The following is a 22,196-nucleotide window of genomic DNA, read 5'->3' as shown; positions in this document are numbered from 1 at the left end:
GCCATGGCGACCGTGACCGCCATTGTCGTGTCCTATCAGACAGGCCCGCGACTGCACGAATGCCTGTACGCGCTAAAATCAGATCCGGATATTTCCGAGATCATCCTGGTCGACAATGGCAATCCGCCGTCGGCGGAAGCCTGGATTGATGGCTTCATGGCCCGAACCGACAAGGCGCGCCTCATCCGGTCCGGGGACAATCCGGGGTTTGGCGCGGGCGTGAACCGTGGCGCTGCCAGCGCGCTCGGCGAGTTCCTGCTCGTGATCAATCCGGATGCCGTGATCCGCCGCGGGTCCGTCGGCCCGCTGTTTGCGGCGCTGCAAGGCCAGCCGGAACCTGTCCTGGCTGGCGGGAAGATATTCGATACGGCCGGCCATGAAGAGCGCGGGTGCCGGCGCAACACGCTGACGCTGTGGCGCGCGCTTGGCTTCGGCAAGTGGACGCTGGACGATGAACCGGCGCCGACCGGACCGGTCCCCGTGGGCGCTGTGTCGGGGGCCTTCTTCCTGATGGCGCGAAAGGCGTTTCGCACGCTCGGCGGTTTCGACGAGGATTACTTCCTGCATGTCGAGGACGTTGACCTCTGCCGCCGTGTGATCGAGGCGGGCGGCAGCGTCGTCTACCAGCCGCTCGCTGGCGCGCTGCACTATGGCTCCACGTCAAAAGTGCCGTCGGGCCTTGTGCAGGCTCACAAGGCAAAAAGCCTCGCGCGCTATTTCCGCAAGTTTGCGAAAGGCCCGTTCGAGCGGGCGCTGGTCTCGGCGGTCACGCCGCTTATTCGACTGGGCCTGCACTTGCGGGCACAGACGTAGCGATTTGCGCAGGCGCGATGTCGGCCGTATCGGGCAGGCTTTCCGGTACGGGCAAATGCGTAGCCAAGAACCCCAGAATTTCGAGATATTCGCGTTTTTCGTCGGCGTCCGACCGGTATGTGTGGCCTGACTCTTCAAGGCGCACGAACCGTACCTCTTTATTTGCCTTCTTCATGGCCTTTTCCATGAGTTCCGATTGTTCGATCGGGACCACTCCGTCGTCTTCGCCGTGAATCAGGAGGACGGGTACCTTGATGCGATCTGCCAGTTGCGCCGGAGAAACGGCGTTCAAGGCATCAGCGTCTTTCCTGGGGTCGCCTATCTGCTTGACCCAGTATTCATAGGTTTCCGAATCTCCCCCTTCTTCCTTGCGTTCCCATTTCAGCATTTTCACAAGATCTGAGGGACCGGCGCCTGCGATGACGCATTTGTAGGTATCAGGCGTCATGGTTGCTGCTGCAAGCGCTGCATATCCGCCATAGGATTCGCCAAAAATGCAGGCGTTTCCGGCATCGACAATTCCGTTCGCCACGAGATGCTCGTAGGCGTCGTCGAGGTCGGTCTGCATGGCCTTGCCCCATTGCCGACGCCCCATGTCTGCGAAGGCCTTCCCGAATCCGGATGATCCGCGGAAGTTCGGCTGAAAAACCTGATAACCATGAGATGCCAAGACCTGGGCGCGCCAATCGAACAGGTAATAGTCGCGAGACTCCGGTCCGCCGTGTGGCATCAAAACGAGCGGCGGCTTGTCGCCTGGGCGGGCATTTTGTGGGCGAGTGAGGTATCCTTTCAAGGCGATGCCGTCGCGTGCCGTGAAGTCTACCGTTTCAACATGCGCATTCAGCGTGTCGGAGAGGCTGGTCTTGCTGAACCCGATAATTCGAGCAAAGGCCTTGTCGACGTCATAGACGTGGTAGGATCCGAGATCGAGTGGCCCGGACGCAAAGACGAGCCAGCGGTTTCCGTCGTCGCTGGAATCGATGGGCAATACATTTGCCTTGTTGTCAAAGTAGGCGTTCAACCCGTCAAGGTGAGCTTGGATCGTCTCGTTTTCCATCTCGATGACAAGCCGGTCTTCGTAATAATAGATGCCTTGAAATTCGCGCGTATCCCGGTTGAAGAAAGCATCTTCGATGTCGAAGGAATCGTGCGTGCGGATCGTCTCGACCATCTCGTCCTTCTCAAAATCATAGAGGTAGATACCTGTCGTGTTGGCGCCTTCAGGACGGGCGGCAACGTAATAGGTGGTCTCCGACGGGCCGGGATACAGAATTTCGAATTCAGCGGCCGACTTGCTTTGTTCGTTGCGGTTCAATCGGATCGTTTTCGTCTTGCGCCATTTGATCTTGCCGTTATCGCGGTCTTCCCGGGCGTAGATGTAGATGACCGTCCCTCTGGCATTGGTATTGAGGCGAAAGGCCGGTTCGCCATTGCGATCCGTATACCATCTGTAAGTGTACTTGGAGCCGACGGCGATGCGTTCGAAAGACCCGTCCAGCAAATTGACCTTGAACAGGTCCAGGTCGCCGCGCAAGCGCGCCGGCATCAGGATGTGATCGGGATCCCCGGGTAGAAAATCGGTTACACGCCCCAGGGAAAAGCTGCGCATCATGGATCGGTCTTGGCCAAACATGGCTACGGCTTGCTTCGTTTGCCGGTCCAAGGAGAACAGTCGCGTGAATCTAACAGGAGTCTTGTGCTTCAGGTCGGTCTTCAATTCTTCACGGGTGATCTGGTGACCAGTGTTCCAGTCCGAATAGCCCGAGACAGACACCAGAAGACGATCATCCGTTACCCATTCCAGCCAGTTGACAAAATAGTCCCCCAGAAGCGTTGGAACGACCTGAATTGCTTCGGCATCGAGGTCGACGGTAATCACGAAGTCTTCGCCATCCACTCGCCGGATGCCGGCAAGATAGCGTCCATTGGGTGAAAGCTCGGCATTCCAGAAGTCGTAGTCGCCCAGGAAATCTTCAAGCTGTGGCGGGGTTTTTGATTCTGCCGATACCGTGGTGGAGCAAGCGGAAAGCGCCAATGCCAATATGATTGTGCGCCAGAACTGCCCCATTCTCACCTCCCCAGGCTTTTGGAAAGGCTAGTCTGCACTGCTTGTCCACGTCAATCAGTGATTGAGAGAAATGACCTTGTCAGAGTATTGCCGGGATCACGCGATCTGGCGGGCGGTGGCCGTCGGCGAAGGTCTTGATGTTGATGATGACCTTTTCGCCCATCTCGGTGCGGCCTTCGATCGTCGCCGAGCCCATGTGCGGCAGGAGGAGGACATTCGGCAGGCCGATCAGGTCTTCATTCACCGCCGGTTCGCGTTCGAACACATCAAGGCCCGCGCCAGCCAGTTTGCCTGCCTTCAACGCGCGGGCGAGCGCGGCTTCGTCGATGACTTCGCCGCGGGCTGTGTTGATGAGGTAGGATTCCGGCTTCATCAGCTCGATTCGGCGCGCGTTCATCAGGTGGAACGTGGCAGGCGTGTGCGGGCAGTTGATCGAGACGATGTCCATACGCGCGAGCATCTGGTCGAGACTGTCCCAATAGGTCGCCTCAAGGAGTTCCTCGGTGCGCGGGCTGACCGGTTTGCGATTATGGTAATGGATCTGCAGGCCGAAGGCCTTGGCGCGGCGCGCGACGGCCTGGCCAATCCGGCCCATGCCGATGATGCCGAGGCGCTTTCCGGCCAAGCGGCGACCCATCATCCAGGTCGGTGTCCAGCCGTCGAACCGGCCCTGGTCCATGACCTGTGCGCCTTCATGCAGGCGGCGCGGCACGGCGAGAATCAGTGCCATGGCGACGTCGGCCGTGTCATCGGTCAGGACGCCCGGCGTGTTGGTGACCGTGATGCCGCGCTGAACGGCGCTCTGGACGTCGATATTGTCGACGCCGGCACCGAACTGGGCGATCAGGCGCAGCTGGTCGCCGGCCCGCGCCAGGACGCGCCCGTCAATCCGGTCGGTTACCGTCGGAACGAGCACATCGGCGTTCTGGACGGCGGCGACGAGTTCTTCATGGGTAAAGGCATGATCGTCCTGGTTGAGGCTTGTATCGAACAATTCCTTCATGCGCAGCTCGACAGCGGCTGGCAGCTTCCGGGTCACGACGATCTTTAGTTTCTTGGTTGGCATGTGGCCCCTCTGCATGTCTCCCATCGGGCTTAGCAGAGCGTTGCGCGAACGCCAACGCCTGTTGTTTTACGCCCGATTCATCTGCATGTGCAAAGGTGGCCGCCTCAACGCAACGTCAGGCTATCTGCACATGAAATGGGCACTTTCTGTCATTTCGGGAATATTCCTGATGTGCGCCTCTGCCGCGGCCGAAGGGCCGCAGGTGACGCGCATCAGCCAGTTTTCCGGCAAGGAAGTGCCGCGTTTCGAGACGCTGAGATTCGCTGCCGTGAATGGTCGTGCGGGCCCGAGCCGCGAACACCCGGTCGTCTGGCGCTATGAGCGCAAGGGCCTGCCACTGTTGATCATCAAGGAAAGTCGCGACTGGCGGCGCGTGCGCGACCCGTCGGGAGACGAGGTCTGGGTCCATGCGCGGATGCTGGAACCGGGAATGGCCGCGATGGTGCAATCGGCCAGTTCGATCCATGAGACGGCGAACGAGACAAGCCGTGAAGTGGCCTCCCTGGAGGTAGGGGTCCTGGTCGAATTGGGCGACTGCCGCGTCGACTGGTGCGCGGTCAAAGTCCAGGGTTTCCACGGTTGGGTGCCCCGTCAGGCATTGTGGGGCGCCGATACGGGCGAGGCAGGTCTGTGAATCCGGATAGCTCAGGCGGTTGACAAGCCGGTCCGGTCACTGTGGTTAGGCTGCTACGTCCAATCTCAGGAGAGTTCGCCGATGTCCGGACCGCATGATTTTCATACCCCGAAATCCAGCTACACAAAGGCCGACCTGATCGAGTCGGGCAAGGGCGGCTATTTCGGACCGGGCAATGCGCAATTGCCAGCCCCGCCAATGCTGATGATGGACCGGATTACCGAGATCAGCATGGATGGTGGTGAGTTCGGCAAGGGCCACGTGATCGGCGAACTGGATATCACGCCGGACCTCTGGTTCTTCCAGTGCCACTTTCCGGGCGATCCGGTGATGCCGGGCTGTCTCGGCCTTGATGCCATGTGGCAGGCGGTCGGTTACTGGCTCGGCTGGTCGGGCAGCCCCGGCAAGGGCCGCGCACTGGGCGTTGGCGAGGTCAAGTTTACCGGACAGATCACGCCCAAACGCAAGCTCGTGCGCTATGAAATCGACATGCGGCGCGTCAAGCGCGGGCGGCTCGTCCTGGGCATCGCCAATGGCAAGGTGTTTGCCGACGACAAGCAGGTTTACATGGCGACCGACATGAAGGTCGGCCTGATGAATCCGGCCGATCTGGACTAGGTCGTCCCGCACCATACAGGCTTGGGGCCCGAGCCCCCGGCGCTTGACGGTTTGCCCGCGCCCGCCTAGCCCGTGGGGCAGAATAACTCACAATGGAGGAGGCCCGAATGGCCGAAGACTGGAACCTGCCCGCTGGCGACCTGATGAAGGGCAAGCGCGGCATCGTGATGGGCGTTGCCAACCAGAACTCGATTGCCTGGGGCATCTCCAAGCAGCTGGCCGCCCAGGGCGCCGAAATTGCTTTCACTTACCAGGGCGAAACGCTGGAGCGGCGCGTGCGCCCGCTGGTCGAATCCATCGGCATGGACACGATGATCCCGGCCGACGTGACCGATGATGCGAGCATGGATGCCGCCTTTGCGCAGATCAAGGCGAAGTGGGGCAAGATCGACTTCCTCGTCCATTCCATTGCCTTTGCCGGCAAGGATGAGCTGCAGGGCTCGATGGTCGCGAACACCACGCGCGAAGGTTTCCGCCGCGCCATGGACATTTCAGTCTATTCCTTCATCGACTGTGCCCGTCGCGGGGCTGAACTGATGCCGGATGGCGGGGCCATGTTGTGCATGACCTATCTCGGCGCGGAACGGACCGTTCCGTCCTATAACGTGATGGGCGTGGCCAAGGCGGCACTTGAAGCTTCGACGCGCTATGCAGCGCGCGACCTCGGCCCGCAGGGCATCCGCGTCAACGCGATTTCGGCAGGCGCCATGCGGACGCTGTCCCTGGCCGGCATTCGCGGCGGCAAGAGCCTGATGGGGACCGGGCGCGACTGGTCGCTGCTGAAGGAAGACACGAGCATGGAAGGCGTCGCAGGCTGCGCGCTCTATCTCCTCTCGGCGCTCGGGCGGTCGATCGCGGGTGAAGTGATCCATGTCGATGCCGGCTTCCATGCGGTCGGCGTGCCGGACATGCCGGAGGAGTAAGGGCAGGGGCCTCACGACAGCTCACGGAGGCAGGGCATGAAGACAAGCGAAGAGACACACGTTCCGCTGTCCGGTTTCCCGGCTTACCCGATCGAGGAGATGCAGGCACGGGCGGAAGCGTTTCACGCGGCCATGCTGTCTCGCCGGTCCGTTCGCGCGTTTTCAGACAGGCCGGTCGCGCGTGAGGTCATCGAACATTGTGTCCTGACGGCGGGCTCGGCCCCGTCCGGGGCCAACCACCAGCCCTGGTTTTTCGCGTGCGTCGGTTCGGCAGGGAAGAAACGCGAGATCCGCGAGGCTGCCGAGGCCGAAGAGCGCGAATTCTATGCTGGCAAGGCGGGCGCCGACTGGCTCAATGCGCTGGCGCCGATCGGTACCGACGCGGACAAGCCGTACATGGAAACCGCGCCGTGGCTGATCTGCATCTTTGCGCAGCGACGCGGCGGCGTACGCGAAGGTGAGGACCGCAAGAATTACTATATCCATGAGAGCGTCGGAATCGCGACCGGAATGCTGATCTCGGCCTGTCACATGGCGGGTCTTGCAACGCTGGTGCATACGCCGAACCCGATGAAGTTCCTGAATGGCATATGCGGGCGTCCGGAAACGGAAAAGCCCTTCTTGATCCTGGTGGCGGGCCATCCGGCAGCAGGTGCAATGGTGCCCCGGCATGCCCTGATCAAGAAACCACTGGACGAGATCGCCGGGTTTTTCTGACCGGGCCTATTGGATCGTAATCGCCGGGCCTGCGAGGCGGATCGAGTAGATCATGTCCTTGCGTTCGCCCATCTGGATGCTGAAGGCGGCAAGGTCGATGTCGCCGGACAGGCCCTCTGGCACGACCGCGCCGCGGGCGGTGTAACGGAAAGGGGCGAACTGGTCATGGCCGGTCTCGGCCTCGAAACGGCGGAAGGTCCAGTCCGTGATGCGCGGGCGCGCCATGAGGCGCTGGCCTGCCGTCATGCGCAGGGGAACATCTTCGCTCAGCGTACCTGAAAGGTTCAGGAAGACCTGCGTGGCCCAGACACCCGTCCTGGTGACGACGACACCGATGGCGACATGGGTGAGTTCCGGGTTGAGGATGTTCGCGCGGTGACTGGGACTGTTCATCAGGTTGTCGTGGAGCTGTGGCAGGCTCTTGGAAAAATTGTAACGCCCCCGGACGATTTCGAGCATGGCGAGGTTCTCGGCCGAGCGCTGGATCAGCGCCCGCCGGTCAAGCGCCGTGACCCTGTCGCCGGGGGAGCGCCCATCGAGGCTTTGGTGATCGAAGAAGCCGTTGGCGGCCATGTCGAGACTCTGGAACCGGGCCGGCGCAAGCAGTTCGCGGCGCAGGGCGAGGGGTTGCAGGCCCCGCGTCGTCCGCTCGAGATTGATGCGCTCGAGGAAGGCGGCTTCCATTTTGGTGTCGAACTTGTAGCCAGCGGGCAACTGGCGAAGGCAAGGGCGAACGGTTTCAACATAGTCGGCGGTTGTCACGCCGCGCGATGACAGGCGCAGGTCGCAGGCAAAAGCCGCGCTGCTTGCAAGGCCGGCGATGCCCAGGAGCACCAGCCATTTTGACAGGTTTCGCCTCATGGGGGAAAGCCTAGCGAGGCATGGGCCTTGCGCCCAGCTTTTTGTGCAGCGCTGGCTGAGGCTCAGGCTCAGGCCCGGGGCCGGTCGTCGAGCATGCCAACCGAGCGCAGGCGCTCCAGCACGGGCGCGACCATGCGTTCGATGGCTTCGTCGTTGGGGCGGACATTGCCATAGGCTGGCAGGCCCTCGTCGGCGATCACCAGCTTGGCCTCGAACTTTGCGGGGTGGGTCCAGCGGTAGTGCGCGGCGCGGACGGTGGACATGTATTGCTGCAGCACGCTGTCGACGCTGCGGCCGCGGTCGATCACGTCACGGCGGATGCGGCGCGCGAGGCGCAGGTCGTCGGGCGTGTCGACATAGACCGAAAGGTCGATCAGCGACTTGATCTTCGGCATGGACAGCGCGTGGATGCCTTCCAGAAGCAGGATCGGCGCCGGCTCGATGCGGCGCGTCTTGTCGCTGCGGTCATGGCGATCATAGTCATAGATCGGCTGGTCGACGCCCTGGCCGGATTTCAATGCCTTCAGGTCGCGCACCAGATGGTCGACTTCCTTCGAAGCGGGGTCGTCATAGTTGACGCTGGCGATGATGGCCTGGCGCTCTTCCTCGGTCGAGTAGTCGCCATAGTGGCGCATCGGATGGTAATAGGCGTCTTCGCCGAACATCACGGCGCGGCCCGGTCCGAGATGCGCCAGCAATGCTTCGGCGAGCGTCGACTTGCCGGAGCCGGAACCGCCGGACATGGCAATCAGGAATGCAGATTTTCGTTTGGTCATGGGGGCGGTTTAACGGCAAACCGGGCGCGCCACCAATGGAAATTGCTTGCCGGACTGATTCCTTTGCTTGGCGGTGCGCGCACGTTTCGGGTGGCATCGACGGGACCCATGGCTTAACCAGCCTTGAGGAGGATACCGCGATGACTGACCCGCTCGACCGCGCCATGCACCACGCCCGTGCGTGGCTGGACGGCCTGGACTCGGCCCCTGTGGGCGGCAAGGCAACCGCAGACGAACTTCGGCAGGCGTTGGGCGGCCCCTTGCCCGAAACAGGCAGCGATGCCGGCAAGATTGTCGACGCGCTTGCAACCGGCGCGTTGCCGGGCCTGCACGCCAATGCCGGTGGCCGGTTCTTTGCCTGGGTGATGGCCGGCTCGCTCCCGTCTGCAGTGGCCGCCGACTGGCTGGTGTCTGCGTGGGACCAGAATTCCGGCATGTTCACCGTCGCGCCGTCGACGACGATTATCGAGGAAATTGCCGGCGGTTGGCTGAAGGACCTGTTCGGCCTGCCGCCGGAATGCTCGTTCGCGTTCACGACTGGCTGCCAGCTCGCGCATGTCACCGCCCTGGCCGTCGCCCGGCATGCCGTGCTGGAGCGGGCCGGCTGGCATGTCGGACGAGACGGGCTTTACGGTGCGCCGCCCATCCGTATCCTGACGAGTGCCAACCGTCACAATACGCTGGACGCGGCCGTGCGCTATCTCGGCATGGGCGAGGCGCACATGGAGAGCGTGGCGACGGGGCCGTTCGGGGACATGCAGGCCGACGACCTTGCGGCCAAATTGTCCGGCCCGGCGCGCCCGACCATATTGTGTCTCAACGCCGCCGACCTCAATGTCGGCACATTCGATGATTTTGCGACGCTGATCCCGATGGCGCAGGCGGCTGGCGCCTGGGTGCATGTGGATGGCGCCTTCGGACTCTTCGCGCGCACCGCGCCGGCCTATCGCGGGCTGACCGAAGGAATCGACCTCGCCGACAGCTGGGCAACGGACGGGCATAAATGGCTGAACGTGCCCTATGATTGCGGCATGGCCTTCGTGCGCGATACGGGCGCGCACCGTGCGGCGATTGCCAAGGGCGCCGCCTATCTGTCGCCAAGTCCGGATGTCCGGGATCCGTCGGACTGGAATTTCGAACTGTCGCGGCGCGCGCGTGCGGTTCCGGTATATGCGGCGCTTCGCGAGCTGGGCCGTGCTGGCGTCGCGGATCTCGTGGAGCGCTGCTGCAGGCATTGCGTTGCTCTCGTGAGCGGCCTCGGCAACCTGCCAGGCGCCCGCGCGCTGAATGTACCTGTCCTGAACCAGGGGCTGGTCCGGTTTGAGCAGGCCGGTGCTTCGGACGCGGAAAATGATGCTTTTACCGACGAGATCATCCGCCGGACCAATGCTGGCGGGGAAGCGTTTTTCTCTGGAACGACATGGAACGGCGTGAGGGCCATGCGGGTCAGTGTCGTGAGCTGGCGGACGACCGAGGACGACGTGTCCCGGTCCATTGCTGCGGTTGCCCGGGCCCTGTCAGAGCTCAATGGCGAACACTAAAAACCCGGCCCCCGTGAAGGGGCCGGGCAATGAGTATCGGCGCCTTAGCGTCTATTGGCCGGTAACGATGGGCCCGCGTATGGCGAACTCGGTATTGTTGCGGGCAATGTCCAGCGTGAGATAGGCCTGCTGGCCGGGCTGTAGCGAACCGGTCATCGTCGAGCCATAGCCGCGGGCAATCGTGTCACCCGCCGGGGACGTCAGGCGCCAGGCCACGGGCTGGAGGTCCTTGTCCTCGAAGGTGGCGCGGATGTTCTCGTTGCCGGAAATGTGCACGGGCAGGGGCGCTTGCAGCTGGCCGTCGACCCGGGCGAAGAGCTGGACGATATAAGTCCGGCCATTGCCCGTGGCGATGCCGACCCCCGTGTGCGTGAAGGCACTGCGAGTCATGTTGGCTGCGTTGACGGGATCGTGGCGGAGAGCCTCGAACAGGGCATCGGCGCCATGCTCGCCCTCGACAATGGCGATGTTGGCGCCAGCAGCGCCGATCAGCACTGTGCGGTCGATCATGCGGACGCGTTCCAGATGGCCGCGGCCCTCCGGATCAGCGTGGCCGGCATAGTCGCGCGCGGCCATGTCCATGGCGTGGATGCGGGCAGCCTGCTCAAGCGAAGCCAGCGGGACGAGTGCGGCCTTGTTGTCGCCGGCGCGTACCTGGTCCGTAGCGTCAACCAGCTGGCGCTCCAGCCGAGCGTCCTGTTTCGAATCATTCTGGCCGCCGTAGCAGGCGCTGACTTCCTGATTGAAGACGACGGGATCCAGAGACAGTCCATCTGCAAGATCGCACGTGGAGACGGCTGCCGCAGGCAAGGTGAGCGCCGCAATGGCCAGCGCCGACAATGACATAAATCTGTAACGTGGTTGTAACATAAATGTCACAATACTTTTGCGACACTTCTGTGTCAATGAAATTTAGTCCGGATACAGAATTGTGTATCTTTCTTCGCTTTTGTTTCCGGGCAATTGCGCAAAGAAAAAGGGCCGCCCCGAAGGACGGCCCTGATCGGTACTTACAGGAATTTGTAAGTCTATTCTTCGCTGGCGGCGCCTTCGATTTCCTTGCCGGTTGCCTGGTCGACAACCTTCATCGACAGGCGGACCTTGCCACGATCATCGAAGCCCATGAGCTTGACCCAGACCTTGTCGCCTTCCTTGACCAGTTCCTTCGGGTGGCCGATGCGCTCGTTCGCCATTTGCGAAACGTGCACAAGGCCGTCCTTTGGACCGAAGAAGTTCACGAAGATGCCGAAGTCTTTCAGGCCCACAACTGTGCCCTGGTAGATTTCGCCGACTTCGGCTTCAGCCGTGATTTCCTTGATCATCTTCATGGCTTTTTCGATGGCCGGGCGGTCGAGCGCAGAAATCTGCACCGTGCCGTCGTCATCGATATTCACCTTGGCGCCGGACTCTTCGACAATGCCACGGATAACCTTGCCGCCGGAACCGATAACGTCACGGATCTTGTCGGTCGGCACTTTGATGATTTCCATCTGAGGTGCGTTTTCCGACAGGGCCTCGCGCGACGTGTCGAGGGCTTTCGCCATTTCGCCGAGGATGTGCATGCGCCCACCCTTGGCCTGCTCGAGCGCCGTCTTCATGATTTCCTTGGTGATACCGGCAATCTTGATGTCCATCTGCAGCGAGGTCAGGCCCTTCTCGGTACCAGCGACCTTGAAGTCCATGTCGCCGAGATGGTCTTCGTCGCCGAGAATGTCGGACAGGACAGCAACGCCGTCGGCTTCCTTGATCAGACCCATGGCGATGCCCGACACGGGACGGGTAATCGGCACGCCGGCATCCATCATCGCGAGCGAGCAGCCACACACGGTTGCCATCGAGGACGAGCCGTTGGACTCGGTGATCTCGGAGACGAGGCGGATCGTGTAAGGGAACTCGGCGTGATCAGGCAGGACAGCCTGAAGTGCGCGCCAAGCAAGCTTGCCGTGTCCGGTTTCGCGACGGTTGGTACCGCCCATGCGGCCCGTTTCGCCGACCGAATAGGGCGGGAAGTTGTAGTGCAGCATGAATTTCGATTTCGACGTGCCACCGAGACCGTCGATGAACTGTTCGTCATCGCTGGTGCCGAGTGTGGTCACACAGATCGCCTGCGTCTCACCGCGCGTGAACAGCGACGAGCCGTGCGTGCGTGGCAGGAAGCCGGCGAGGGCCTCGATCGGACGAACCTGATCGAGCGAACGGCCGTCGATGCGCTTGCCGGTTTTCAGGATGTCACCACGGACCACGCTGGCCTCGGCTTCCTTGAATGCCGACTTGAACGTTTCTGCGGACATTTCACCCGGTGCTTCTTCGGTGCCGACGAGGGCAGCCTTGGCGGTGTCGCGGGCGACGCCCACGGCCGACTGGCGTTCCAGCTTTTCGGTCAGCGAGTAGGCCTTGGACAGGTCCTTGCCGACGAGCTTCTGGATCGCCGAGAGCTCCTTGGAATGGTCTTCGGCTTCAAACTCGAACGGCTCCTTGGCAGCCTTTTCAGCCAGGTCGATGATGGCATCGATCACGGGCTGGATGGATTCATGGCCCGCCATGACAGCGCCGAGCATGATGTCTTCAGACAATTCGTAGGCTTCTGATTCCACCATCATCACGGCATCGGCCGTGCCGGCCATGACGAGGTCGAGGTCGGACTCTTCGAGTTCGTCGATGGTCGGGTTGATGATGTACTCACCATCCTTGTAGCCAACGCGGGCGGCGCCGATTGGGCCCATGAAGGGAGCGCCGGACAGGACGAGCGCGGCGGACGCGCCGATCATGCCGAGGATATCCGGATCGTTTTCGAGATCGTAGGACATGCAGGTGAGCACGACCTGGACTTCGTTCTTGAAACCCTTGACGAAAAGCGGGCGGATCGGACGGTCGATCAGGCGCGAGGTCAGCGTCTCTTTTTCGGTCGGGCGACCTTCACGCTTGAAGAAGCCGCCCGGGATGCGGCCTGCAGCGTAGTATTTTTCCATATAGTTGACGGTCAGGGGGAAGAAGTCCTGGCCGGGCTTTGCCGACTTGGCGAAGCAGGCGGTCGCGAGGACCTTGGTGTCCCCATAAGTGACCATAACGGCGCCATCAGCCTGACGTGCCACCTGGCCCGTCTCAATTGTCAGCGTGCGTCCCGCCCATTCCAGCGACACGGAGTGTTTGTTGAACATTTCGATTTCTTTCTTTTCACATACGAAAAGCCCGCCGAGGCCCTATTGCCCGGCGGGCTTGATTTTCCGGACCTAGCGGCGGATGCCGAGTTCCGTGATGAGCGTCTGATAGCGCGCTTCATCCTTGCCTTTGACATAGTCAAGCAGCTTCCGGCGCGTGGCGACCATGGTCAGCAGACCGCGGCGGGAGTGGTTGTCTTTCTTGTTGGTCTTGAAGTGGTCGGTCAGGTTGTTGATGCGTTCCGTCAGGATCGCAACCTGCACTTCCGGGGAGCCTGTATCACCTGCCTTGATGGCAAATTTCTTGATCAGTTCCTGTTTCTTTTGAGCCGTAATCGACATCGGGTCTCTTTCATGAATATCGCCAAAAGGCGAAGGGTTTCAACGTGTTGCGGCCTCATGGACGCGGGGGCTCAAGGGGAGATCGGGGCCTGGTGTCCGGGGCCGGGATGTCGTCCAGCGCGGGATTCAGGGCGATATTCGCCTCAAGGGGCGGCTTATGACGGATTTAGTCCCGTTTGGGAAGGGGCTGGGGTGATATCGGGACGGGGGTGGCACGGGTGCGCCAAGGGGGTGGCAGGCCTATGCCGTCAGGCACCCTGCACCTCGCGGATGTTGAACACGCGAACCGGTTCGAAATGGCCAGCGCGAACATCGCCGAGGGCGATGGCCGTGCCGTTGCATGTCGCCAGCGCGAGGCGGTCGTCCTCATCGTCCGGATTGCGGGCCGCACGCCAGGCGTCGACCACATGCGGCATGAGCATGATGGTGCGGCCCTGACGCAGGTTGGCTGCATCGGTGGGATTGATCGCGAGGTCCGGGACGCCGGTCAGGACCGACTGGACAGGCTTGAGGGCCGCAAGCAGGTCAGATTTCTCGGTCATGTCCTGAAGCGCCGAAATGGCGATGGCATCGGCGGCGGCGAAGGCGCCGACACGGGTGCGGCGCAGCTGGCTGATATGGCCTTCGCATTCGAGATCGAAGGCGAGGTCGCGGGCCATGGCGCGAACATAGAAGCCCTTGCCGGAGGTGACATGGATGACGGTATGGTCGGCGTCGGGCATGCCGATCACGCTGGCTGCATGGACCTCGACTTCGCGGGATTTCAGCTCGAAATCCTCGCCTTCGCGGGCAAGGTCATAGGCGCGCTGGCCATCGACCTTGATGGCGGAGAATTTCGGCGGCACCTGTTCGATGGTGCCGAGATAGTTGGCGAGCACGGCTTCGACCTGTTCGCGGGACGGACGCGCATCGGACGTGGCCGTCACTTCGCCTTCGGCGTCCTGACTGGCCGTCGAGATGCCCCACCGGATGGTGAAGACATATTCCTTTTCCGAATCCATCGCCCACTGGACCGTCTTGGTGGCTTCGCCGAAGGCGATGGGCAGGATGCCGTCGGCGAGGGGGTCCAGCGTGCCGCCATGGCCGACTTTTTCGGCATTGTAGAGCCGCTTCAGGATCGACACGGCCTGGGTCGAAGTCATTTCGACCGGTTTGAACAGGTTCAGCCATCCGCTGACCGGGTCACCCTTGCGTTTTCTCTGGCGGGCCAAATCGTGTCTCCTGCAGGCCGGGGGCGGTTCGAACGCCGGCGGGCCATCTTCATGCTGGCATATCAAAAGGAAGGCGCGGCCTTAGTCCGGCTGGATTGGCCCGTCAACCGCCGGGCCTGTCAGGACACGCTTTTCAGTCGTTCCGCCTCGGCGTCTTCTTCGTCGGCATCGAAGAGAAGTTCGGGCTCGCCGTGCGACGGCGTCATAGCGTCATGCCTCGGGGGAGGGGAGGCTTCCCGGGCAGATTTTGGCAGTTTCAGGTCGACGATATCGAGATTGAGGTCGAATTCGCCGACGGTTTCGGCGTCGCCCGTATCCATCTTGTGGCGAACAATGTCGCGAATCTTCACGAGGACGTCCCGATTGTCGTCGACAATGGGAATCTGGCGTCCGTCAGACGTACCGATCGTGAGACGGTGATAGGGCTCGAGCCGCTTGATCTTCATGGCGATCATGGCGGCCCGCATGCCGAGGAGAAGGCCAAGCAGCACGAGTACACCGCCGATGAGCAGGGCGACCGTGCCGGATTGCTGGCCGGGGGTGAGCATCCACCAGGCGAGTGCGACGAACCCGAAGAACAGGTTTGCAACGCAGAGCGTGGCATGAAGGCTTTGGGACTTGCGGTTGCGCGGCATGTCCCATGGCGCAAATTCCATCGATTCAATGGACATGGTGGCGATGCGGCGAATGGCGATCGTGTCATCGCCCATCTGTAGAGATGCGGACGAGATTTCCCCGTGCCGGGCACCTTCCATGTCGAGTGTCTGGCGGTCCATACGGCCCCTGTCCCTGTCGCTAGGCCTGAACGGTCTCAACAGATTGCCGCGAAGTCAAATGACAAAGCGGATAAGGCGCGGGCGATGGGCGGCCTAGTCCTCGAGGTCGCGCTTCACGCGGGGATCGGCCAGAAGCCGGTCTATATGCGTGGCTTCGTCATAGGATTTGTCAGCGATGAAGTGCAGTTGGGGCGTGAACCGCATGTCGATCTGGCGGCCAAGGCGCCCGCGCAGGAAGGGCGCCGCACGGGTCAGGGCGTCAGCCAGTTTCTGTCGGCCTGCATCGGTATCATCGCCGAGCGGCGTGACGAAGACGTTGGCGTGGCGCAAGTCTGGCGAGCAACGCACTTCGCCGACCGTGATGATGATGGAGGCGAGATCCGGATCGCGCAGGTCTTCGCGGGCGAGGATGTCGGCCAGGGCGTGGCGGATGATTTCGCCGGCACGCAACTGGCGCTGGGAGGGCATGCCGGCGGCAGCGGGTTTACGGGCCATCAGTGAGCAGCCTTTTCCTGTAGGCGTGAGATGAATGCGGCGCGCGCTGACTTGTCCTTGCCAAACCAGGCATCGGGAATGATCAGCGAGTCGGCGCCGTTGACGAGAACAGCGACGTGGCGCCGTCCGGGTTGGACCGATGAAATGCACGACCAGTCGATACGGGTCTCGATGCCGCCCCGGCGCACGATGACCTGGTCATCGAGGAGGGTGATGTCGGTCGAGAGGGTCATTTCCGTGCCACGTCCGTGCTTGTGTCGATACGACCAGCGAATGAAGATCAGATACCACGCGATGCCCGCAAAGGCAGCGACGAGGGCCGAGATGAACCATTGCCAATAGGGCGACAGGCCGACGAGACGGACAGCCTCACGCACCATGACAGCCATGCTGGCCGAAATGATTGGCGCAGTGACGCCGGCATAATAGACGGCCGTTGGGCCCACCGATCCGCCACGTGTGATGCGGGTCAAACGCTTCACATCCTTCTCCCGCAGGAGACCCGAGATGTGTAGCGAATCTGACATGGTGCCCGCCCTTACGCGAGCGTCCGAGCGATTTCCTCGACCTGGAAGCATTCGATCTTGTCGCCGACGCGGATGTCTTCATAGCGCTCGAAGGCCATGCCGCATTCCATGCCGCCGGACACTTCGTTCACTTCATCCTTGAAGCGCTTCAGCGTTTTCAGCTTGCCTTCGTGGATCACGACATCGTCGCGCAGGAGGCGGACACCGCAACCGCGGAGAACCTTGCCTTCGGAGATGCGGCAACCGGCGACCTTGCCGGTCTTGGTGATGTTGAAGACTTCGAGAATGTCGGCGTAACCGAGGAAGGTTTCGCGTTTCTCCGGTGCGAGCATGCCCGACAGGGTGGTTTTGACGTCGTCGATCAGGTCGTAGATCACCGAATAGTAGCGGATCTCGATGCCTTCCTTCTCGGCGAGGTCGCGCGCCTGCTTGTTGGCGCGGACGTTGAACGCGAAGATCGGGGCGCCCGACGACTTTGCCAGCATCACGTCGCTTTCGGAAATACCGCCGACCGCGCCATGGATGACGCGTGCACGCACTTCTTCAGTCGAAATGCTGTCGAGCGACATCGAGATTGCCTCGACCGAGCCCTGCACGTCGCCCTTGACGACGATAGGCAGCTCGGACGTTTCCACTGCGCCCTCTTTCAGGCGGCTGAGCAACTGGTCGAGCGAGACGCGCGCCGCAGCGCCCGCCTTGCCGGCAACCTGGCGCTTGGTGCGCAGGCGATAGTCGGTAATTTCACGGGCGCGGGCTTCCGTCTCGACGACCACGAAGGGTTCGCCGGGCTCTGGCGCGCCATCAAGGCCGAGGACTTCGACAGGCAGGGACGGACCTGCATTCTGGAGCTGTTGGCCACGTTCATCGGTGATGGCGCGGACCTTGCCCCACTGGGCACCTGCCACGACGATGTCGCCGCGCTTCAGCGTGCCGCGCTTGACCAGGATAGTGGCAACCGGGCCGCGTCCCTTGTCGAGTTGGCTCTCGATCACGACGCCGTCTGCGGCGCGGTCGGGATTGGCTTTCAATTCGAGGATTTCGGCCTGGAGCGAGATTGCGTCAGTCAGTTCGTCAAGGCCAGCTCCGGTTTTCGCCGAGACCTTGATGGCCTGGGTTTCACCGCCCATGCTTTCGACCTGGATATCGTGCTGGAGAAGGTCTGTGAGGACCTTGTCCGGAGCTGCATCGTGAAGGTCGATCTTGTTGACCGCAACAATGATCGGAACCCCGGCCGCCTTGGCGTGATTGATCAATTCAATCGTCTGCGGCATGACCGAATCGTCGGCTGCGACGACGAGGATTGCGATGTCAGTCGCGTTCGCACCGCGCGCCCGCATGGCGGTAAAGGCAGAGTGGCCCGGCGTGTCGAGGAAAGTGATCTTCTGGCCGGATTTCAGCTTCACCTGATAGGCGCCGATATGCTGCGTGATGCCGCCGGCTTCGCCGGAGACCACGTCGGTTGAGCGCAGGGCGTCCAGCAGCGAAGTCTTGCCGTGGTCGACATGGCCCATGATCGTGACGATCGGCGGACGCGGCTGCAGCGAGGCCTCGTCATCAGCTTCGCCTTCCAAACCGATTTCAACATCGGCTTCGGAGACGCGCTTGACCGTGTGGCCAAATTCTTCGGTGATCAGTTCTGCAGTGTCGGCGTCGACGATGTCGTTGCCGCGCAGCATTTCGCCCTGATTGATCATGAATTTCACGACATCCGCGACACGCTCGTTCATGCGGCCGGCGAGGTCTTGCAGCGTGATCGTTTCTGGCAGGGTCACTTCGACCGAGACCTTTTCACGCTGGTCGCCGCCACCGAAGCGGCGTTCGCGCTCGCGTTCACGGGCACGCTTGAGCGAGGCCAGGGACCGCTGGCGATCAGCATCGTCGCCGAGAGCGGACGAGATGGTGAGCTTGCCACGGCGGCGTGCGCCGCTGTCGCGAGTGGTGCGAGCGGCTGCTTCGCGAGAGCGATCACGGTCATCCTTGCCGCCCTTGCTGCGCTTGCCGCGGCTGCCGGATTCTTCTGCCGCTGGATCGGGCAGGGGCGATGCTGTCGTGTCCGGCTTGGAGCGGCCACGGGCAGGACGCTCGCCTGCCGCTGGAGCTGGCTGTGCGTTTGCAGCTGCCTCGGCTTCGGCCTTGCGGGCTTCTTCCTCAGCGCGGCGGCGGGCTTCAGCCTCTTCGCGTTCGCGGGCTTCTGCCGCCTTGCGTTCCTGTTCGGAGCGGAGGCGATCCTGAGCGGCGACGACATCCTCGTTTTCCTTGGCGCGATTGGCCTCTTCAGCCTTGCGCTCAAGCAGCACTTTCTGACGCGCTTTCAGTTCGTCGACCGTGATGCCAAGCTTGCGGGCCGTTGCGACGAGACGTGCCTGGAGCGTGTCGGTCTGCTTGGCCGGAGCCTCAGCCGACTGTCCGGCTGCGGGGCCTGCGCCGCCAGGGCCAACGGCCCGGCGCTTCTTGGTTTCCACCACAACCTGTTTCGAGCGACCATGGCTGAAGCTCTGCTTCACCGTGCCCGATGATTTGCGGGCGACGGTGAGCGGCTTGCGGCCACCCGAATTATTACCTGTATCGTTCGTTTCGCTCATACGTCCTACATATCACATTTTCAGCCGAAGCGCCCATGCGTCCCGGCGAGTTTTCAGTTCCGATCCTGATCCTTGAACCAGTTCAATTCGGGGGCTTCGCGAAACCCGGTCAGCCGGCGATAGGCCAGAGTCCACGTCTTCGCAATGGCTCCCTTGCGGATGAGCCCGTGTATCACACGCTCCCGGCCAAACGCCATGCCCAATTCCACCGAAGACAACGCTCCGGCGACGTTCACGTTGCTATATAGCGCTTTGGCGAGGAAATACACCTTGTTACGGCCATCTTCTGCACCATCCGACGCCTCCAGCAGTATTCCGTGGGTCTTCTTGCGCAGTGCATCCTTGACCTGATCGTAGCCGAGGATGACTCCGCCTGCCTTTTTCGCCATTCCGAGTACGTTCTGGCAGCGTTTCAGCAGCAGGTCCTCGACCTGATCGGCGAGCCCGTCGGGCACTTTGACCTTGTCCTTGAACCCGCGGGCGAAGGCGCCTTTCTCAGCGGCCAGCGCTACGCTGTCACGGTCGGCTTTGACCCAGACGCCACGGCCCGGCAGTTTCGCAGTGATGTCGGGCGTCACGACCATCTCAGGAGAGAGCACGAAGCGCACCATCTCCGTCTGCGCCAGACGCTCTCGCGTCACGGCGCACTGACGAACGGGGCCCTCCCCGTTCGTCGTGTCACCTGCAGTGCCGGCTAAACGCGGATCACTCTTTCGGTGCGGCTTCGTCATCGCCGCCCTCCGCTGCCAGGGCATCGAGATCGAATTCGAGCTCTTCAAGGGCTGCGTCTGCAGCATCTGCACCGCCAAGATCGCCAAGGGCGAGCAGGGCGCGTTCTTCTTCCGTCAGGTCGGCGGTCGATGTCTCGGCCGGTTGCTGGGCGGCGACGAGCTGTTCGAGGGCATCCTGTTCAATCCAGCCAGCGAGCACACGGGCTTTCATGATGAACATCTGCGCGTCGTCCTTGCGCATTTCGCCTTTCTTCAGGATGCCTTCGACCCAGACCGGCTTGCCGTCAGGACCGGGCTCGCGGAAGCCGGTAATGTCGTCAGGCACGAGGCCGGCGACGTCCTCGACGGTCTTCACGCCTTCCAGTCCGAGCTTCACGGCGAAGGCGGGTGTCATGCCCTCGAGCTCCATCACTTCGTCCTCGACGCCGAGCTCCTTGCGCTTGGCGTCGTTCTCGGCAGCCAGGCGATCCAGGAATTCGCGGGCGCGTTCCTGGAGCTCGGCGGCCACGTCCTCGTCGAAACCTTCGATCTGGATGAAGTCTGCCGGGGCCACGAAAGCGATTTCCTCGACCGTCTCGAAACCTTCCGACGCCAGCAGCTGGCCCAGCGTTTCGTCAGCATCGAGCGCTTTCATGAAGAGGTCGGTGCGTTCCTGGAATTCGCGCTGGTAGCGTTCGGAGTCTGCGCTTTCCGTGACGAGGTCGATCTGCCAGCCGGTGAGCTGGGAGGCGAGACGCACGTTCTGGCCGCGCCGGCCGATGGCCAGCGGGAACTGGTCATCAGCGACGACGACTTCGACCCGGCGCTCTTCCTCGTCGAGCACCACTTTCGACACTTCGGCCGGCTGCAGCGCGTTCACGATGAAGGTCGCGTCGTCATAGTTCCATGGAATGATGTCGATCTTCTCGCCCGAGAGCTCGCCGACAACGGCCTGCACGCGCGCACCGCGCATGCCGACACAGGCGCCGACCGGATCGATCGACGAGTCGTTAGAGATCACGCCGATCTTGGCGCGGCTGCCCGGGTCGCGGGCACAGGCGCGGATCTGGATGACGCCGTCATAGACTTCCGGCACTTCCTGGGCGAACAGCTTGACCATGAAGTCAGGCGCAGCGCGCGACAGGAAGATCTGCGGGCCCTTCACTTCGCGGCTCACCTTGTAGAGATAGGCGCGCACGCGATCATTCGGCTGGAAGTTCTCGCGCGGGATGCCGTCATTACGGCGGATGATGCCCTCGGCGCGGCCAAGGTCGACGATGACATGGCCGTATTCGACCCGCTTGACGATACCGTTGATGATCTCGCCGACGCGGTCCTTGTATTCTTCATACTGACGCTCACGCTCGGCATCGCGTACCTTCTGCATGATCACCTGCTTGGCGGTCTGCGCGGCAACACGGCCGAAATCGAAGGGTGGGAGTTCTTCCTTCAATTCGCTGCCGATTTCGAGTTCCGGATCGATGCGCTTGGCTTCGGTCAGGCGCAGTTCCTTGGATTCGTCCTCGAGGTCTGCATCGGCAACGACGGTCTGGATGCGCCACAGCGTCTGTTCGCCGGTGGTCGGGTCGATCTTCGCGCGGATGTCGTGTTCCTGGCCGTACTTGGCCTTGGCCGCCTTCTCGATGGCTTCCTGCATGGCCTCGACAACGATGCGCTGGTCGATAGATTTTTCCTCTGCAACCGCCTTGGCGATCTGGAGGATTTCCAGCCTGTTGGCTGAAACGCCGATTGTACTCATGTGACGTCTCCCGTCTTCTCGTTAGTATCTGTGTCGTCTTCGGATTCGTCGATCTCGAAATCCTCGAGACCGTCTTCGTCCATTTGCGGCGGCAGGCTGCCATCGGCGCGTGCCGCATCAATCAGGGCATCGGTGAGAACCAGCGTGGCGCGGCTCATTTCGTTGACATGCGCAACCAGTTCGGTGGCATCGTCGAGTTCGATATGGGCGCCGGCATCGTCCTCGCCGGTAATCGTGCCGGTAAACCGGCGGCGGCCGTCCAGCGGACGCGCCAGTTCGACCCTGACTTCATGGCCGACCCAGCGGGCAAAGTCGCCGGGGCGTGTCAGCGGCCGGTCGATGCCGGGCGTCGACACTTCCAGCACATAGGCCTCCTTGATCGGGTCGGCTTCCTCGAAAACCGGGCTGAGCGCACGCGAAAGACGGGCGCAATCCTCGACATTTGTGGGCGCGCCGCCGGCTTTTTCGGCCATGATCTGCAGCCCTGGGCGCCGTCCGCCCATGATGCGCAGGCGCACGATCTCCATGCCGAGGCTTTCTGCCACGGGGGCAGCAATCTCGAGAATACGGCGTTCCTGTTCAGTCAGGGCAATCATGGTATGGGGCAAATCCGGGCAAA

The 22,196-nt window shown here is 62.1% G+C and carries 21 protein-coding genes; 6 read left to right on the top strand and 15 right to left on the bottom strand.

Annotated features, from left to right (window positions below):
- The first annotated feature begins 3 nt into the window (after positions 1-3).
- The gene (locus tag AC0L7I_RS02590) at positions 4-813 is read left to right on the top strand and encodes a glycosyltransferase family 2 protein (RefSeq protein ID WP_473397977.1); all 810 of its coding nucleotides are present in this window, start codon (positions 4-6) and stop codon (positions 811-813) included.
- Here AC0L7I_RS02590 and AC0L7I_RS02585 read toward each other — a convergent pair.
- Positions 776-2,881, bottom strand: a complete 2,106-nt coding sequence (locus AC0L7I_RS02585; RefSeq protein WP_473397976.1) for an alpha/beta hydrolase family protein — start codon at positions 2,879-2,881, stop codon at positions 776-778. The genes AC0L7I_RS02590 and AC0L7I_RS02585 overlap by 38 nt on opposite strands.
- A gap of 79 nt (positions 2,882-2,960) precedes the next feature.
- Entirely contained in the window at positions 2,961-3,947 is a 987-nt protein-coding gene (locus tag AC0L7I_RS02580; RefSeq protein ID WP_473397975.1) for a 2-hydroxyacid dehydrogenase, read from the bottom strand.
- A gap of 130 nt (positions 3,948-4,077) precedes the next feature.
- Between AC0L7I_RS02580 and AC0L7I_RS02575 the strand changes: the two genes are divergently transcribed.
- From AC0L7I_RS02575 to AC0L7I_RS02560, 4 genes are all read left to right on the top strand, one after another.
- Positions 4,078-4,581, top strand: a complete 504-nt coding sequence (locus AC0L7I_RS02575; RefSeq protein WP_473397974.1) for an SH3 domain-containing protein — start codon at positions 4,078-4,080, stop codon at positions 4,579-4,581.
- A gap of 81 nt (positions 4,582-4,662) precedes the next feature.
- The gene (fabA, locus tag AC0L7I_RS02570; protein WP_473397973.1) at positions 4,663-5,199 is read left to right on the top strand and encodes a bifunctional 3-hydroxydecanoyl-ACP dehydratase/trans-2-decenoyl-ACP isomerase; all 537 of its coding nucleotides are present in this window, start codon (positions 4,663-4,665) and stop codon (positions 5,197-5,199) included.
- Positions 5,200-5,306: 107 nt separating this feature from the next.
- Entirely contained in the window at positions 5,307-6,122 is an 816-nt protein-coding gene (locus tag AC0L7I_RS02565; RefSeq protein ID WP_473397972.1) for an enoyl-ACP reductase FabI, read from the top strand.
- A gap of 36 nt (positions 6,123-6,158) precedes the next feature.
- On the top strand, positions 6,159-6,839 hold the full coding sequence (locus AC0L7I_RS02560) for a nitroreductase family protein (RefSeq protein ID WP_473397971.1): 681 nt from the start codon (positions 6,159-6,161) through the stop codon (positions 6,837-6,839).
- Between the two features lie 6 nt (positions 6,840-6,845).
- On the opposite strand, the gene AC0L7I_RS02555 is transcribed toward AC0L7I_RS02560, so the two are convergent.
- Both AC0L7I_RS02555 and udk read right to left on the bottom strand, forming a co-directional pair.
- Positions 6,846-7,700, bottom strand: coding sequence for a CAP domain-containing protein (locus AC0L7I_RS02555; protein WP_473397970.1), 855 nt, complete (start codon positions 7,698-7,700; stop codon positions 6,846-6,848).
- Between the two features lie 68 nt (positions 7,701-7,768).
- The gene (udk, locus tag AC0L7I_RS02550) at positions 7,769-8,476 is read right to left on the bottom strand and encodes a uridine kinase (RefSeq protein ID WP_473397969.1); all 708 of its coding nucleotides are present in this window, start codon (positions 8,474-8,476) and stop codon (positions 7,769-7,771) included.
- 140 nt (positions 8,477-8,616) lie between these two features.
- Between udk and AC0L7I_RS02545 the strand changes: the two genes are divergently transcribed.
- Positions 8,617-10,017, top strand: coding sequence for a pyridoxal phosphate-dependent decarboxylase family protein (locus tag AC0L7I_RS02545; RefSeq protein WP_473397968.1), 1,401 nt, complete (start codon positions 8,617-8,619; stop codon positions 10,015-10,017).
- A 51-nt stretch (positions 10,018-10,068) separates the two neighbouring features.
- On the opposite strand, the gene AC0L7I_RS02540 is transcribed toward AC0L7I_RS02545, so the two are convergent.
- The 11 genes from AC0L7I_RS02540 to rimP form a co-directional block, all read right to left on the bottom strand.
- Positions 10,069-10,863, bottom strand: a complete 795-nt coding sequence (locus AC0L7I_RS02540; RefSeq protein WP_473397967.1) for a CAP domain-containing protein — start codon at positions 10,861-10,863, stop codon at positions 10,069-10,071.
- Positions 10,864-11,045: 182 nt separating this feature from the next.
- On the bottom strand, positions 11,046-13,175 hold the full coding sequence (pnp, locus tag AC0L7I_RS02535; protein ID WP_473397966.1) for a polyribonucleotide nucleotidyltransferase: 2,130 nt from the start codon (positions 13,173-13,175) through the stop codon (positions 11,046-11,048).
- A gap of 72 nt (positions 13,176-13,247) precedes the next feature.
- Positions 13,248-13,517 (bottom strand): 30S ribosomal protein S15, encoded by a 270-nt coding sequence (gene rpsO, locus AC0L7I_RS02530; RefSeq protein ID WP_473397965.1) that lies wholly within the window; start codon positions 13,515-13,517, stop codon positions 13,248-13,250.
- Between the two features lie 248 nt (positions 13,518-13,765).
- Complete coding sequence (truB, locus tag AC0L7I_RS02525) at positions 13,766-14,728, bottom strand: tRNA pseudouridine(55) synthase TruB (protein WP_473397964.1); 963 nt, start codon at positions 14,726-14,728, stop codon at positions 13,766-13,768.
- 119 nt (positions 14,729-14,847) lie between these two features.
- The gene (locus AC0L7I_RS02520; protein WP_473397963.1) at positions 14,848-15,504 is read right to left on the bottom strand and encodes a DUF6232 family protein; all 657 of its coding nucleotides are present in this window, start codon (positions 15,502-15,504) and stop codon (positions 14,848-14,850) included.
- A gap of 93 nt (positions 15,505-15,597) precedes the next feature.
- Positions 15,598-15,999 carry a 30S ribosome-binding factor RbfA gene (rbfA, locus tag AC0L7I_RS02515; protein WP_473397962.1) on the bottom strand — a complete coding sequence of 134 codons (402 nt, stop codon included), beginning with the start codon at positions 15,997-15,999 and terminating at the stop codon, positions 15,598-15,600.
- Entirely contained in the window at positions 15,999-16,526 is a 528-nt protein-coding gene (locus AC0L7I_RS02510) for a YcxB family protein (protein WP_473397961.1), read from the bottom strand. Before AC0L7I_RS02510 ends, rbfA begins: the two co-directional genes overlap by 1 nt.
- Positions 16,527-16,537: 11 nt before the next feature.
- On the bottom strand, positions 16,538-19,108 hold the full coding sequence (gene infB / locus AC0L7I_RS02505; protein WP_473397960.1) for a translation initiation factor IF-2: 2,571 nt from the start codon (positions 19,106-19,108) through the stop codon (positions 16,538-16,540).
- A 53-nt stretch (positions 19,109-19,161) separates the two neighbouring features.
- Entirely contained in the window at positions 19,162-19,839 is a 678-nt protein-coding gene (locus tag AC0L7I_RS02500) for an RNA-binding protein (protein WP_473397959.1), read from the bottom strand.
- Positions 19,814-21,577, bottom strand: a complete 1,764-nt coding sequence (gene nusA / locus AC0L7I_RS02495; RefSeq protein ID WP_473397958.1) for a transcription termination factor NusA — start codon at positions 21,575-21,577, stop codon at positions 19,814-19,816. Before nusA ends, AC0L7I_RS02500 begins: the two co-directional genes overlap by 26 nt.
- Positions 21,574-22,173, bottom strand: coding sequence for a ribosome maturation factor RimP (gene rimP, locus AC0L7I_RS02490; RefSeq protein ID WP_473397957.1), 600 nt, complete (start codon positions 22,171-22,173; stop codon positions 21,574-21,576). Before rimP ends, nusA begins: the two co-directional genes overlap by 4 nt.
- Positions 22,174-22,196 lie beyond the last annotated feature (23 nt).

This window comes from Hyphomonas sp. J20-32 (assembly GCF_055808555.1).
This window is presented reverse-complemented; position numbering and strand designations above follow the sequence as displayed.